14 protein-coding genes are annotated in these 13,897 nt (G+C 68.2%); 12 read left to right on the top strand and 2 right to left on the bottom strand.

All coding sequences use genetic code 11. The annotated features are described in order from the left end of the window. Positions 1-3 precede the first annotated feature (3 nt). The 9 genes from urtC to BLQ28_RS17260 all read left to right on the top strand — a co-directional run bounded on the left by urtC (position 4) and on the right by BLQ28_RS17260 (position 9,428). A complete protein-coding gene (gene urtC / locus BLQ28_RS17220) occupies positions 4-1,071 on the top strand; it encodes an urea ABC transporter permease subunit UrtC (RefSeq protein ID WP_256327342.1) in 1,068 nt (355 codons plus the stop codon). Between the two features lie 29 nt (positions 1,072-1,100). Then, positions 1,101-1,868 carry an urea ABC transporter ATP-binding protein UrtD gene (gene urtD / locus BLQ28_RS17225; RefSeq protein ID WP_093243376.1) on the top strand — a complete coding sequence of 256 codons (768 nt, stop codon included), beginning with the start codon at positions 1,101-1,103 and terminating at the stop codon, positions 1,866-1,868. 17 nt (positions 1,869-1,885) lie between these two features. Beyond that, positions 1,886-2,575 carry an urea ABC transporter ATP-binding subunit UrtE gene (urtE, locus tag BLQ28_RS17230; protein WP_093241894.1) on the top strand — a complete coding sequence of 230 codons (690 nt, stop codon included), beginning with the start codon at positions 1,886-1,888 and terminating at the stop codon, positions 2,573-2,575. Positions 2,576-2,618: 43 nt separating this feature from the next. Then, positions 2,619-3,656 (top strand): aliphatic amidase, encoded by a 1,038-nt coding sequence (locus BLQ28_RS17235; RefSeq protein ID WP_093241896.1) that lies wholly within the window; start codon positions 2,619-2,621, stop codon positions 3,654-3,656. 20 nt (positions 3,657-3,676) lie between these two features. Next, the gene (locus BLQ28_RS17240; RefSeq protein WP_093241898.1) at positions 3,677-4,687 is read left to right on the top strand and encodes an alpha/beta fold hydrolase; all 1,011 of its coding nucleotides are present in this window, start codon (positions 3,677-3,679) and stop codon (positions 4,685-4,687) included. Continuing rightward, complete coding sequence (locus BLQ28_RS17245; RefSeq protein ID WP_093241901.1) at positions 4,684-5,511, top strand: CbbQ/NirQ/NorQ/GpvN family protein; 828 nt, start codon at positions 4,684-4,686, stop codon at positions 5,509-5,511. The genes BLQ28_RS17240 and BLQ28_RS17245 overlap by 4 nt, the downstream gene beginning before the upstream one ends. Further along, positions 5,508-7,214, top strand: coding sequence for a nitric oxide reductase activation protein NorD (locus tag BLQ28_RS17250; RefSeq protein WP_093241903.1), 1,707 nt, complete (start codon positions 5,508-5,510; stop codon positions 7,212-7,214). The genes BLQ28_RS17245 and BLQ28_RS17250 overlap by 4 nt, the downstream gene beginning before the upstream one ends. Before the next feature lie 36 nt (positions 7,215-7,250). Next, positions 7,251-8,405 carry a transporter substrate-binding domain-containing protein gene (locus BLQ28_RS17255; protein WP_093241906.1) on the top strand — a complete coding sequence of 385 codons (1,155 nt, stop codon included), beginning with the start codon at positions 7,251-7,253 and terminating at the stop codon, positions 8,403-8,405. A gap of 375 nt (positions 8,406-8,780) precedes the next feature. Further along, positions 8,781-9,428 carry an ANTAR domain-containing response regulator gene (locus BLQ28_RS17260; RefSeq protein WP_093241908.1) on the top strand — a complete coding sequence of 216 codons (648 nt, stop codon included), beginning with the start codon at positions 8,781-8,783 and terminating at the stop codon, positions 9,426-9,428. 18 nt (positions 9,429-9,446) lie between these two features. On the opposite strand, the gene BLQ28_RS17265 is transcribed toward BLQ28_RS17260, so the two are convergent. Next, on the bottom strand, positions 9,447-10,337 hold the full coding sequence (locus BLQ28_RS17265) for a LysR family transcriptional regulator (protein WP_093241911.1): 891 nt from the start codon (positions 10,335-10,337) through the stop codon (positions 9,447-9,449). 90 nt (positions 10,338-10,427) lie between these two features. Between BLQ28_RS17265 and BLQ28_RS17270 the strand changes: the two genes are divergently transcribed. Genes BLQ28_RS17270 through BLQ28_RS17280 form a run of 3 tightly spaced genes read left to right on the top strand, consistent with a single transcriptional unit; the run spans position 10,428 to position 12,749 of the window. After that, positions 10,428-10,619 (top strand): hypothetical protein, encoded by a 192-nt coding sequence (locus BLQ28_RS17270; protein WP_093241913.1) that lies wholly within the window; start codon positions 10,428-10,430, stop codon positions 10,617-10,619. A 56-nt stretch (positions 10,620-10,675) separates the two neighbouring features. Continuing rightward, positions 10,676-12,358 (top strand): hypothetical protein, encoded by a 1,683-nt coding sequence (locus tag BLQ28_RS17275; RefSeq protein WP_093241916.1) that lies wholly within the window; start codon positions 10,676-10,678, stop codon positions 12,356-12,358. A 16-nt stretch (positions 12,359-12,374) separates the two neighbouring features. Next, the gene (locus tag BLQ28_RS17280) at positions 12,375-12,749 is read left to right on the top strand and encodes a hypothetical protein (RefSeq protein ID WP_093241918.1); all 375 of its coding nucleotides are present in this window, start codon (positions 12,375-12,377) and stop codon (positions 12,747-12,749) included. On the opposite strand, the gene BLQ28_RS17285 is transcribed toward BLQ28_RS17280, so the two are convergent. Next, positions 12,750-13,793, bottom strand: coding sequence for a LacI family DNA-binding transcriptional regulator (locus BLQ28_RS17285; protein ID WP_093241921.1), 1,044 nt, complete (start codon positions 13,791-13,793; stop codon positions 12,750-12,752). Between the last annotated feature and the right edge of the window lie 104 nt (positions 13,794-13,897).

The following is a 13,897-nucleotide window of genomic DNA, read 5'->3' on the forward strand; positions in this document are numbered from 1 at the left end:
GGCATGGGCATGAAGAAGCTTTCTCCCCAACGCAGGAGCGACCTCGCCGGCATGGTGGCCGTGCTGTTGCTGCTGGCCGTGGTGCTGCCACTCACGCTCGACCCGTTCCGCCTGAACCTCGTGAGCAAGTACCTGGCCTTCGCGTTCGTCGCGATCGGCGTGGTGCTCACCTGGGGCTACGGCGGCGTGCTCAGCCTGGGCCAAGGCATGTTCTTCGGCCTGGGCGGCTACATGATGGCGATGTTCCTCAAGCTCGAGGCCTCGGCGCCCGAGCTGCCCGACTTCATGGTGTGGAGCAGCGTCGACCAGCTGCCTTCGTGGTGGGTGCCCTTCCACTCGCTGGGCTGGACCGTGGTGGGCATCCTCGCGATTCCGGCGGTGCTGGCGTATGTCTTCTCATACGCGATCTTCAAGCGGCGCGTGAGCGGCGTGTACTTTGCCATCGTCACGCTGTCGCTGGCGCTCACGCTCACCGTGGTGGTGGTCGGCCAGCAGGGCGACACCGGCGGTGCCAACGGCATCACCGATTTCCGCACGCTGCTGGGCTGGGACATCGCGGGCGACGATGCCAAGCGCGTCATGTACTTCATCGAGGTGCTGGCCGTCGCGCTGGTGATGGCGGTGTCGCTCGTGATCGTGCGCAGCCGCTTCGGCAAGATCCTGATCGCCATCCGCGACCGCGAAGACCGCGTGCGCTTCAGCGGCTACAACACGGCACACATGAAGGCCTTCGTGTTCGCGGTGGCGGCAGTCTTGTCGTCCATCGGCGGCGCGTTCTACAGCCTGCAGGTGGGGCTGATCGCACCGGGTGTGATCGGCGTGGTGGCCTCGGTGGAGATGGTCATTTACGCGGCGGTCGGCGGACGACTGTCGATCCCGGGCGCGGTGATCGGCGCGCTGCTCATCGGTTTTCTCAAGTCGTACCTGTCGGAGACCTTTCCCGAAGGCTGGCTGTACTTCCTGGGCGCGGTGTTCATCCTCGTGGTGTGGGCCATGCCGAACGGGCTCGCGGGCCTGGGCGACAAGCTGCTGCGCCGTTCGCGACGCGATGGCGCGGAGGCAACGCCATGAACACGGCGATGACCATGCCCAACAGCGGCATGCCGCAGGCGGCCACCGGCTTCTCGCATTCGAGCGAACAGATCCTGCGCGTCGAAGACCTTACCGTGTCCTTCGACGGCTTCAAGGCCGTGGACGGCCTGAGCCTCTCGGTCGCGCGCAACGAGCTGCGCGTGATCATCGGCCCGAACGGCGCGGGCAAGACCACGCTGCTGGACATGATCTGCGGCAAGACCCGGCCGAGCGCGGGCCGCGTGCTGTTCAACGGCCAGGACCTGGGGCGCCTGAACGAGTACGAGATCGTGCGCGCCGGCGTGGGCCGCAAGTTCCAGACGCCCTCGGTCTACGAAGACCTCACGGTGCTGGAGAACTTCGAGATCTCGCTGCCGCGCATGCACGGCCTGCTGCAGTCGCTGACGTTTCGCCGCACGCCCGCGCTGCGCGAGCGCATCGACGCTATGGCCGAGCAGGTCTTTCTGGCCGAGCGGCTCGGCCATCGCGCCGGGCAACTCAGCCACGGGCAGAAGCAGTGGCTGGAGATCGGCATGTTGCTGATGCAGGAGCCCGAGCTGCTGTTGCTCGACGAACCCGTGGCCGGCATGAGCCCGCGCGAACGCGAGCAGACCGGCGACCTGCTGCGCCGCATCTCGGCGGGCAAGTCGGTGGTGGTGATCGAGCACGACATGGACTTCGTCAAGCGCATCGCGCACCGCGTGACGGTGCTGCACCAGGGGCGCGTGCTGAGCGAAGGCACGGCGGCGCAGGTGCAGGCCGACCCGCGCGTGATCGACGTGTACCTCGGCCATTGAGCGAAGGAGTGATTCAGATGCTCGAAGTCTCCGAACTCAACGTGGCGTATGGCGAGTCGCACGTCATCCGCGATGTGTCGCTGCGCGTTGCGCCCGACGAAGCGGTGGCCATCATGGGCCGCAACGGCATGGGCAAGACCACGCTGCTGAAGTCGCTCATCGGCCTGTTGCCCGCGCGCGGCGGCAGCATCCGCCTGGGCGATGCCGACATCACGAAGCTGCCGAGCTACCAGCGCGTGGCGAAGGGCCTGGCCTTCGTGCCGCAGGGGCGCATGGTGTTTCCGTTTCTCACGGTGGAGCAGAACATCCTCTCGGGTGCCGCGAAGTCGGGCCACCGCACGGTGCCCGACTACCTCTACAAGTTCTTCCCGGTGCTCAAGGACATGAAGCAGCGCCGCGCCGGCAACCTCTCGGGCGGGCAGCAGCAGATGCTGGCGATTGCGCGCGCGCTGATCTCCGAGCCCAAGGTGCTGATCCTCGACGAGCCGACCGAGGGCATCCAGCCTTCGATCATCAAGGAGATCGCGCAGACGATGAACGTGCTGCGCGCCGAGCGCGGCTTCGCCATCGTGGTGTCGGAGCAGGTGCTGAGCTTCGCGCTCGACCTGGCCGACCGCTTTCTCGTCATCGACCGCGGGCGCCTCGTGCACGACGAAGCGCGCGCGACGCTCGACCAGGACAAGGTCCGATCTTTTCTGACCGTGTGACCCCTCTTTCATTTTTTCCTCAACCCCCATCAGGAGCAGCGTCATGAGACATGGTGATATTTCGAGCAGCAACGATTGCGTTGGCGTCGCGGTCGTCAACTACAAGATGCCCCGCCTGCACACCAAGGCCGAGGTGCTGGACAACGCCCGCAAGATCGGCGAGATGCTGGTCGGCATGAAGAAGGGCCTGCCGGGCATGGACCTGGTGATCTTTCCCGAGTATTCGACGCACGGGATCATGTACGACGCGAAGGAGATGTACGACACCGCCGCCGCCGTGCCCGGCGAAGAGACCGCGATCTTCGCGGACGCCTGCCGCCGCGCCAACGTGTGGGGCGTGTTCTCGCTGACCGGCGAGCGCCACGAGGAGCACCCGAACAAGGCGCCCTACAACACGCTGATCCTCATGAACAACAAGGGCGAGATCGTCCAGAAGTACCGCAAGATCATGCCGTGGGTGCCCATCGAGGGCTGGTACCCGGGCGACTGCACCTACGTGAGCGAAGGCCCCAAGGGCATGAAGATGAGCCTCATCATCTGCGACGACGGCAACTACCCCGAGATCTGGCGCGACTGCGCGATGCGCGGCGCCGAACTCATCATCCGCTGCCAGGGCTACATGTACCCGGCCAAGGAGCAGCAGATCCTGGTGTCGAAGGCCATGGCCTTCATGAACAACACCTACGTGGCGGTGGCCAACGCGGCGGGCTTCGACGGCGTGTACTCGTACTTCGGCCACTCGGCGCTGATCGGCTTCGACGGCCGTACGCTCGGCGAATGCGGCGAGGAAGAGATGGGCATCAACTACGCCGAGCTCTCGATGAGCCTGATCCGCGATGCGCGCAAGAACGGCCAGTCGCAGAACCACCTGTTCAAGCTGGTGCACCGCGGCTACACCGGCACCATCAACTCGGGCGACGGCGACAAGGGCGTGGCGGCCTGCCCCTACAACTTCTACACGCAGTGGATCAACGACCCCGAGGGCACGCGCGAGATGGTGGAGTCGTTCACGCGCAGCACGGTCGGCACGCCCGAATGCCCGATCGAGGGCATTCCGAACGAACCCGCGAAGCATCGCTGAGCCGAGGGACCCGCAAACCCATGGACTACGAGATCTTCGACCTCGGCGACGTCGTGCTGCAGCGGGGCGCGACCTTGCGCAACGCAAAGCTCGCCTACAAGACCTACGGCACGCTCAACGCCGACAAGAGCAACGTCATCGTCTACCCGACCTGGTACTCGGGCCAGCACTACGACAACGAATGGCTCATCGGCCCGGGCATGGCGCTCGACCCGGCGAAGTACTTCATCATCGTGCCGAACATGCTGGGCAATGGCCTCTCGTCTTCGCCCAGCAACACGCCCGAGCCCTACAACCTGGCGCGCTTTCCGAACGTCACGCTCTACGACAACGTGACGCTGCAGCACCGGCTGGTGACGGAGAAATTCGGCATCGAGCGCATCGCGCTGGTGGTGGGCTGGTCGATGGGTGCGCAGCAGACCAACCAGTGGGGCTGCCTGTACCCGGACATGGTCCGGCGCATCGCGCCCTTCTGCGGCTCGGCGAAGACGGCGCCGCACAACATCGTGTTTCTCGAAGGCGTGAAGGCGGCGCTCACGGCCGATGCGGCGTGGAACGGCGGCTGGTACGCCACGCCACCGAGCAAGGGCTTGCGAGCGGTGGGCCGCGTGTATGCGGGCTGGGGTTTGTCGCAGCCTTTCTACATGCAGGAACTGTGGCGCGAGCTGGGCTTCAGCTCGCTCGAAGACTTCCTGGTCGGCTACTGGGAGGGCTTCTTCCTGAAGAAGGACGCCAACAACCTGCTCGCGATGCTGTGGTCGTGGCAGAACGGAGACATCAGCGACAACCCGGTGTTCAAGGGCGACTTCAAGAAGGCACTGGGCGCCATCAAGGCGCGCGCGATCGTGATGCCCGCCGAGCGCGACCTGTACTTTCCGGTGGCCGACAACGAATGGGAGGTGTCGCACATGCCGAACGCCGAGTGCCGCCCGATCCCCGGCGTGTGGGGCCACTTCGCGGGCGGCGGCAGCAGCCCCGTCGACACCCGCTTCGTCGATACCGCCCTCAAGGAACTGCTCGCCACGCCATGAACGCCGCCCTCCCCCGCGCAGCCGATCCGCTCGCCAGCTACCGCATCGAGTCCGAGCCCTTCTACCGGCCCGCCGGCAATGAAGTGATGCTCTACGAGCAGGCCTACCGCCACCGCATGCCGTTGATCCTCAAGGGGCCGACCGGGTGCGGCAAGACCCGCTTCGTGGAGCACATGGCATGGTCGCTCGGGCGGCCACTGGTCACGCTGGCGTGCAACGAGGACATGACGGCGTCGGACCTCGTGGGGCGCTACCTGCTCGATGCGAACGGCACGGCCTGGCACGACGGCCCGCTGACGCTGGCGGTGCGCCACGGCGGCATCTGCTACCTCGACGAGGTGGTGGAGGCGCGGCAGGACACCACGGTGGTGATCCATCCGCTGACGGATGCGCGCCGCATCCTGCCGCTCGACAAGAAGGGCGAGCTGGTGCACGCTCACCCCGACTTCCAGCTCGTGGTGTCGTACAACCCCGGCTACCAGAGCAGCGCGAAGGACATGAAGCCTTCGACGCGGCAGCGCTTCGCGGCGCTGGAGTTCGACTACCCCGACAGCACGCTCGAAGCGGAGATCGTCGCGCACGAGGCCGGGGTCGGGCTCGAACTGGCCGCGAAGCTGGTGGCCATTGCGCGCTGCTCGCGCGAGCTGAAGCATCGCGGGCTCGACGAAGGCGTGTCGACGCGCATGCTGATCTATGCGGGCGTGCTCATCCGCGACGGCGTGTCGCCGCGCGACAGCTGCGACATGACGATGACCCGCGCGCTCACCGACGACCCCGACATGGCGAGCGCGCTGCAGGGCTTCGTGGCCGCGCAGTTCGGATGAGCGACGGGCACGCGCTCACGTTCGAGGCGCTGGGCCTGCTCGCGCGTGGGCTGGCCGGTGTCGATGTGGAAGTGCTGCCGCTGACGAAGTTGCCGGCCCGTGCGCCTGCTGCTTCGCCGGACGCGGCACCACGGCCCGCGCGGGCCGTGCTTGCAGCGAAGCGGCTGCTGCTGCCCGAAGGCGGCGATGCCCGCCTGCGCCGTGCGATGGTCGCGCACGCGGTGGCGCACCTGCGGCACTCGGTGCCCGCGCGACCGGCGCGCGCGCTCAAGCCCATGGGCATCGCGGTGGTGTCGGCCATCGAAGATGCGCGCGTCGAGCATCTGCTGTGTCGCGATTTCCCCGGCGTGCATGGCTGGTTCACCGAAGCGCTCGCGCCGGTGCCCGATGCTTCCGACCTGGGCTTTGCTGCGCTCATCGCGCGCATGGACCGCCTGCTGATGCTGCCCGCATGGCAGGACGACAACCACTGGGTCAACAAGGCGCGCCGCCTGTTCGACGAGACCGCGGCCACCGCGGGGCTGGAAGATTACGACGCCTTCCGCGCCATCGCATCGATCCTGGCCAACGACCTCGGCCAGATGCGCGTGCGCTTCGACCCGCAGCACTACGCGGTGCCTGCGCCCTGGCGCGACGACAACAGCTACCTGTGGGATTTCGGCGAGGCCGAAACGCCGCCGGACGACGCCATCGCGCTGCAGCAGTCAGGCGCGCGACCACCACCGCCCGCCGATGCCACCGGCGACGACCACGGCGGCCCGCCACCCGAAGGTGGCGCCGAACTCGAACTGGGCCGCTACAGCTACCCCGAATGGGACCGCAAGCAGGAGCGCCTGCGGCCCGACTGGTGCACGGTGATCGAGAAGCTGCCGGCATGGCAGGGCCTCTCGCCGATGCGTGAACAGTCTGCAGCCAGCAATGAGCGCCTGACCCCGCTCGCCCTGCCGCGCGCGCGCCACCTCGACCGCACCCATCGCCTGCGCCGCCAGTGGGAAGGCGACGACGTCGACCTCAACGCCGCCATCGAAGTGCTGGTCGACCGCCGCCTGCGGCTGCGGCCCGACCCGCGCCTGTTCATGCGCCCCGGCAAGGCGCCGCGCGCGACCAGCGTGCTGGTGCTGCTCGACCTGTCGGAATCGGTGAACGACGCGGGGCAAGGAGGACAAGCGCGCTCGCTGCTCGACATCGAGAAGCAGGCCGCGCTGCTGCTCGCCGCTTCGTCGAATTCGAATGCGCGACAGGGCGCCGACCGGCTGGCGATCCACGGCTTTTCATCCAACACGCGCGACGAGGTTTATTACTACCGTCTGCTCGAATTCGGCAAGCCACTCGAAGCCCCGTCGCGCGCCATGATCGGCGCGGTGCGCGGGCGCTATTCCACGCGCATGGGCGCCGCGCTGCGCCACGCCACCGCACACTTGCGCGCGGAGCCGGCCGGGCAGCGCGCGATCTTGCTGGTGACCGACGGCGCGCCTTCCGACATCGACGTGCACGATGCGCAATACCTGATCGAAGACGCCCGCGCGGCCGTGGCCGAGGCGCGCGAGGCCGGTGTGCGCACCGCCTGCATCGCGGTCGATGGCGCGGCCGATGCGTATGTGCGCCGCATCTTCGGCTGGCGCAACTATTGCATCGCCGACGATGCACGCAGCCTGCCGGTTCGCCTGGCGCGCATGAGCGCACGACTGGCCGCCGCAAACTGAGGAGAATGATGGCTCACACATCCAGGAGACACCCCAGTGGCTGACAAGGACCCCATTCGCGTCGGCATCCTTTACTCGGAAACCGGCGTCACCTCGACCATCGGGCTGTCGCAGCTGCAAGGTGCGCTGCTCGCCATCGAGGAGATCAACGAGGCCGGCGGCGTCGACGGCCGCGAGATCGTGGCCGTGCGCCACGACCCGCAATCGAACCCCGCACGCTATGCCCAGCTGGCCGAAAAGCTGATCGTGCAAGACCGCGTCAACGTGATCTTCGGCTGCTACATGTCGAGCAGCCGCAAGGCCGTGATTCCGGTGATCGAGAAGTGGAACAAGCTGCTGTTCTACCCCACGCTTTATGAAGGCTTCGAGTACTCGGGCAACGTGATCTACACCGGCGCCGCGCCCAACCAGAACAGCGTGCAGCTGGCCGAGTTCATGACCACGAACTTCGGCGCGCGCGTGTACCTGATCGGCTCCGACTACATCTACCCCTACGAGTCGAACCGCATCATGGGCGAGCTGGTGATGCAGCGCCCCGGCAGCGAAAAATTGGGCGAGCGCTACGTGGCGCTGGACGCCACCGAAAAAGACTACCGCGCGATCATGGACGACATCCGCGACAAGCGGCCCGACTTCATCTTCTCGACCGTGGTGGGCGATTCGACCGCGAGCCTTTACCGCGCATACGCCGAAGCGGGCTTCGACCCGAGGGCGATGCCGATCGCGAGCCTCACGACCTCGGAGGCCGAGATCTCGCAGATGGGCCATGGGGTGGCGACGGGGCACTTCACGGCGGCGCCGTATTTCCAGTCGATCGACTCGGCCGCCAATCGGCGTTGCCTGGCGCGGCTGCGCGAGCGTTTCGGCGATGGCTGCGTGCCCAACCTGTGCTGGGAGGCGTCGTACTTCCAGATGCACATCTTCGCCAATGCCTACCGCCAGGCGGGCAGCGATGGCATCGCGGAGATATTGCCGCACATCCTCGGCAGCGAGTTCGATGCGCCGCAGGGGCGCGTGAAGATCGACCCGTCCAACCACCACACCTGCCTGTACCCACGCGTGGGCCGGGTCGATGCGCACGGGCAGTTCACCATCGTGCGGCAGGCGACGCGCGCGGTGTACCCCGACCCTTACCTCGTCACGCATTCGCTGGGCGACTGGACGGCCAAGCTCGACACGCTGGAAGCCTAGGATGAAACCTTGTTCTTCCGTTCGTCGCGTTGTTCGGCTCGGGACGCGTTGGAAGCGCCGCTGTTCAGGGCGCGACCGCGCCGACGGGGTACCTTGCTCCGCGAATGTCCCCCGGCCTGCGGCCTCCTCCTTTATTTCGCTGCGCAAGGCACCCCGCCAGCGCGATCGTTATTCGGAGCAGTGGTTGATCGGCCAGCACGACGAGAGCGCTTCTTGTGCGCAGGGCATCGGGTGCTCCCCGCAGCGAAATAAAGGAGGAGGCCGCAGGCCGGGGGACATTCGCGGAGGGGAGTACCCGGTGTCCTGTGCACGCGCCCTGAACAGCCGTCTTCCAAACAAGAACCCAAGCGGCGCAACCCGGCAGGAGGCCTGAGCGTGGACGGCACAGCGCCCAAAAGACACACCCTGCGGGTCACGCCACCGCAGCTGAAAGAGCTGCGGCTGCTGAAAATCGCGGTGATCCACCCCGACGACGCGGACGGCCGGCAGCTCACGCAGCAACTGCAGCGCATCGGCTGCCAGGTGCAAGCCTTCTGGCCACCGGTGCAGTTCCTGCCTGAAGGCATCGACGTCGCCTTCATGGCGGTGCAGCCCGACTTCATCAACCTGCGCTTCGAGTGGACGCAGAACGAAGATGCGCCCGCCATCATCGCGGTCGTCACCTACGAGAACCCGACCATCGTCGAGGCCGTGCTGGAGATCGGCGCCAAGGCGGTGCTGCCTTCGCCGGTGCGCTCGTTCGGGCTGCTCTCGGCGCTGGTGGTAGCGCGCGAGGCGCACAAGGAAAGCCGCTCGCTCGCACGGCGCCTGCGCAAGGTCGAGGCCAAGCTGCTCGGCGTGCGGCAACTCGCCGAGGCCAAGGCCGTGCTGATGAAGACGCACAACGTGTCCGAGGGCCAGGCCTACGACCTGATCCGCGAACAGGCCATGAGCAAGCGCACCACCATGGAAGAGATTGCCGCCGCCATCGTCAACGCCAGCGAGATTCTTTCGCTGGGCGTGCGCAAGCCCGGCCTGGGCTGAAGACTGCGAACGCCGGGATCAGAGCTGGCAGAAAGTCGTCAGCACCTTCAGCACGCTTTGCGTGGCACCGTCGAGCGTGGCGCGCTGGCGGTGCGCAATGCCCAGGCGGCGCGTGAGCTTCGGCGAAATCGGCAGCACCTGCATGCGCGCGTTCAGCGCCGCGTCGGCGGTCTGCTGCAGCGGCAGCAGCGCGGCGCCATAGCCGGCGGCCACCAGGCTCTGGATCGCGGCGTCGTAGTTCAGCTCGATGCGTGCGCGCGGCGCAAAGCCGGCCGCGGCAAACCATTCCATCGACAGCCGGTACATGTGCGTGGTCGCGTCGTTGAAGATCAGCGGCTGCGCCGCGAGCCATGCCGGCGTGGCGCGCTTGGGCGCCTTCCAGCGCGGCGGCACGAAGGCCATCATGGGCTGGTCGCGCCACGGCGTGACGACCAGGTCACGCTGCGGCGGCTGCGGCATCGCGACCAGCCCGATGTCGAGCGTGCCGGCTGCCAGCCGCGTCATCGCATCGTTGGAGCCGAGGATGCTGACCTCGACGTCGATGCCCGCATGCGCCGCGCCCAGCGCTTCGAGCACCTGCGGCAGCAGGTCGACCACCACGCCGGTCGACGTGCCCAGCCGCACGCGGCCGGTGCGGCCTTCGGCCTGGCGCTTGACGGCATCGACCGCCTCGTCGGTGTCGCGCAGCAGCTTGCGCCCGCGCTCCACCAGTGCCGCGCCGGCCGCGGTGGGCGTGACGCGACGGTTGCCGCGCACCACCAGCGGCGCACCCAGGCGTGATTCGAGTTCGCTGATGTGCAGGCTCACCGTGGGCTGGGCGAGGTGCAGTGCATTGGCTGCCGCCGAGAAGGTGCCCAGGTCGGCAATGGCGATGAGCGTGCGCAGCTGGTAGAGGTTGAGTTGTCGCATCAGGAATGCTGATTGAAGGGTTCAGGAATCTCAACTTCCACAATAGCACGCAGCGCCGGAAGATGAGCGCTCCCCAACCAGGAGCCCATCGTGACCGCGCCGACGCACTCGCCCTTCCCTCAACGCCTGATGCACGCCCTGCGCCGCTGGCGCCGTCGCGTGGCGGAGCGCAGCCGCCACCGGGCGGACTCCGGGCACCTGGCCGGCATGAGCGAACGCGAGCTGCGCGACCTGGGCATCGGGCGCAGCGAAGTGCAGGGGCTGCTGGACCGCCACCGCTGACAAAATCCGGCGCATTTCTTCAGGGAACGCGCCGGTTTTGAGGTTCAATTCGGGGCGTGCCCACACTCGCAACCCCCGCCCCTCTTTCCATCGAACTCACCTCGCCGCAATCGGTCAATGGTCGGCGCGCGGCCTTCCAGTCGCTCTGGCTGCTGGTGCGCATGCAACACGCGCACGACGCCGAAGGCGGCCTCGTGCGGCTGGCCGACCTGCGCGGCGAGGTCTCCGACGCAAGCACGCTGCGCATGGTCGTGAGCCGCGCGTTCCGCGACTTCAAAGCGTGGGACATCGAAGTCGGCTGGGGCGAAGACACGCAGCGCGAGCCGCGCTTCCTGAATGCCGAGCGGCGCAGCCAGGGCCCCTTCTGGCTGCCGGCCGCCGAGGCGAAACGCGTGCGCATGCTGGTTGGCGGCCGCGCGGCGACGGCAGCCGAAGTCGCGTCCTTCCTCGGTCTGCGCGCCCGCAAGGCCCGTGCGGCGGCGCCCGGCACGCCACCGCCCGACGCGGTGCATCTGCAGGACGCCGCCTTCTGGAAGCAGCTGGTCGCCTCGCAGCAGGCGGCGCGGCAGGGCCGGCTCATGGCGCCGGTGGCGGGCAGCGGCAACGCGAGCGGCCAGCCGGCGAGCGCGCTCGAATCGATCCGCCTGGCCGGCACGCTGGCCGCCACCGATTTCCAGCGCGCGCTGGTCACGCTCAACGAGGCGATGCTGTGGCGCCGCCTCGGCGACAACGAGCAGGCGCGCCGCCGCCTGCAGGCACTGAAGAAGCAGCGCCTGGCCCATCACGTGGCGGGCAACGATTACCTGGGCGCGATGGAATGCATCGTCGCGGCCTGGTGCGCCTACACGGCGCGCGACCTGCCGCTGGCGCAATCGCTGCTGGGCGGCATGGCCGACGACGCGGCGCGCGGGCTGGTGCTGCGGCATCACCCCGACGTGCGCTTCGAGTGGTGCAACCTGTGGGCGCTGGTGTGCCGCTCGCGCGCGCTCGGCATCTCTGCCGACGACAAGCCCGCCGCGGCCACGCTCGCCGAAGAGTCGCTGCGCCGGTTCGGCGAAGCACTGGCGGCCGCCTTCGAATCGCACTCCTTCGATGCGGCGCAGCACGTGGCCGCCAACATGGGCATGGCGGCGTGGCTGTTCGACCGCGTGGGGTTGAGCGACCTGCCCGCGCTCTCGCACGACGGCAACGCCGACACCACGCGCCGCGCCGTGCAGTGGATCGCCTTCAGCGAATGGCTGTGCGGCCACACCGACGGCCAGGGCCGCTCGGCCTGGAACGCCATCTACCTGATGCGCATTGCGCGCGGGCACTGCCGGCCCGAATCGCAGCCCACGCTCGCGCAGTTCCGCGCGCAGAAGCCGCTGGACCCGCCCGCGGTCTCGAAGCTCGCCGGCCCGCTGGCCGATGCCTTCGACGACGCGCACTGGCCCACGCGCTGGGTCGACGTGGCGCAGGCGCGGCTGGCCGACCACCAGGCGGGGCGCCGCCGCTACCCGGGCCTTCAGCATTGCAGCCTGTTGTTCGAGCACGCCTGGTATGCGGCGCATGCGGGCGAGCTGAAGGCGGCCGAGCAGTCGTTGGGGCTGCTGCGCGAAGCGCTGCCCGAACTGGTGCCGAGCGACCGCGCCTACTTCACCGAATCGTGGAACGACACGCTGCCGGCCGAACTGGTGCTGGAGGCCAAGCCGCCGCGGCGGCCGGCGGCACGCAAGAAGACCGCGCCACGCGCGCGCTAGACCGGGGTTCAGCAGCATGGCCAACAACAACCACAACGAGCACGACAACAACAACGCCAACGCCCACGCGCCCATCGACCTCGCGGCTCACCGCGAGCGCCGGGCCCGGCTGCAGCAACAACAGCAGCGCGCTGCCGCACGGGCGCGGCGCGATGGCGGCTCGCCCGCGGCAGACCCGGGCCCCGACGAGGTGCCCTGCATCCGCTGCAAGGAGCCTGTCTACGGCCATGCGCTGCGCTGCCCGCACTGCGGCGTGCATTTCAGCGGCGGTGCCGACGCCTTCGCGCCCAAGGAAGGGATGCCGCTGCGCACGAAGATGATGATCGCGCTGGTCGCCCTGGCGCTTCTTCTCGCGGGGCTGAGCGACGACATCGCGGCCTGGTTGTACTAGTCAGCGCGGCGCGGTCGGGGCGCCGGTCGACTTGCGCACCACGAGTTCCGGCCGCAACACCACGGTCGATGCGGACATCGAGCGCCCGTCGATCTCTTCGAACAGCATCTCGGCCGCGCGCCAGCCCAGCTCACGGTGCGGCAGGCGGATGGTGGTGAGCGGCGGATCGACCATGTCGACCAGCGGCATGTCGTTGTGGCCCGTCACCGAGATGTCCTTCGGCACGCGCAGGCCTGCCGTGCGCAATGCGTCGTAAGCACCGAGCGCCACGAGGTCGTTGCAGCACACCACCGCCTGCGGCGCCGGCCCCGCCTCGAGCATCTGCTGCATGGCGACGGCACCGGCCTCGCGGCTGTAGCTCGCGCACTCGACCACGCGGAACGGCTTCATGCGGTGGTCGCGCAGCGCCTGCTCCACGCCCAGGCGTCGGCCCACGCCGGTCGGGATGTTCTGCGGCCCCGCCAGGTGCGCGATGCGCTTGTGCCCCAGCCCCACGAGGTGATCGACCGCGAGCTTCATCGCGAGCCGGTCGTCGCTCACCACGGCGGGCAGGCGGCCGGTTTCGTCGGCGCGGTTGACCAGCACGGCCGTCATGCCGGCCTTGGTGACGAAGTCGACCAGCGGATCGTCGCGCGTGGCGGTGGCGAGGATCACGCCGTCGACGCGCTGCGCCAGCATGCGTTCGAGCACCGGGCGCGCCAACGCGTGGTCGACCACGTTGGTCACGAAGACGAAGTAGCCGCGCGCCGCCGCGCTGGCCTCGATGCCTTGCAGGATCGGCGGGAACACCGCGTTCGTGATGTCGGGCACCAGCACGCCGATGGTGTGGGTGCGCCCGGTGCGCAGGGCCGAGGCCGCGCGGTTGGGCCGGTAGCCCAGGCGCTGCGCCGCCTCTTCGACCACGCGCAGCACTTCCTCGCTGATCAGTGACCGCTTCTCGGGGCTGAGCGCCCGCGAGACGGTCGACACATGCACGCCGGCGGCGTTGGCGACGTCGCGGATGGTGACGGGAGAGGCAGTGGCGGAAGGCGGATTGGGCTTCATTGGTGCAAACGATTGTCGCCGAGGCTTGTGCCTGACGGTGGCTCTACCTCATTCATGGGTACCGAACCCCTCCATTTTACTTTTCGGAGATTTGGACTAATATC

This window comes from Variovorax sp. EL159 (genome assembly GCF_900100965.1).
In the GTDB taxonomy this organism is placed as follows: domain Bacteria; phylum Pseudomonadota; class Gammaproteobacteria; order Burkholderiales; family Burkholderiaceae_C; genus Variovorax.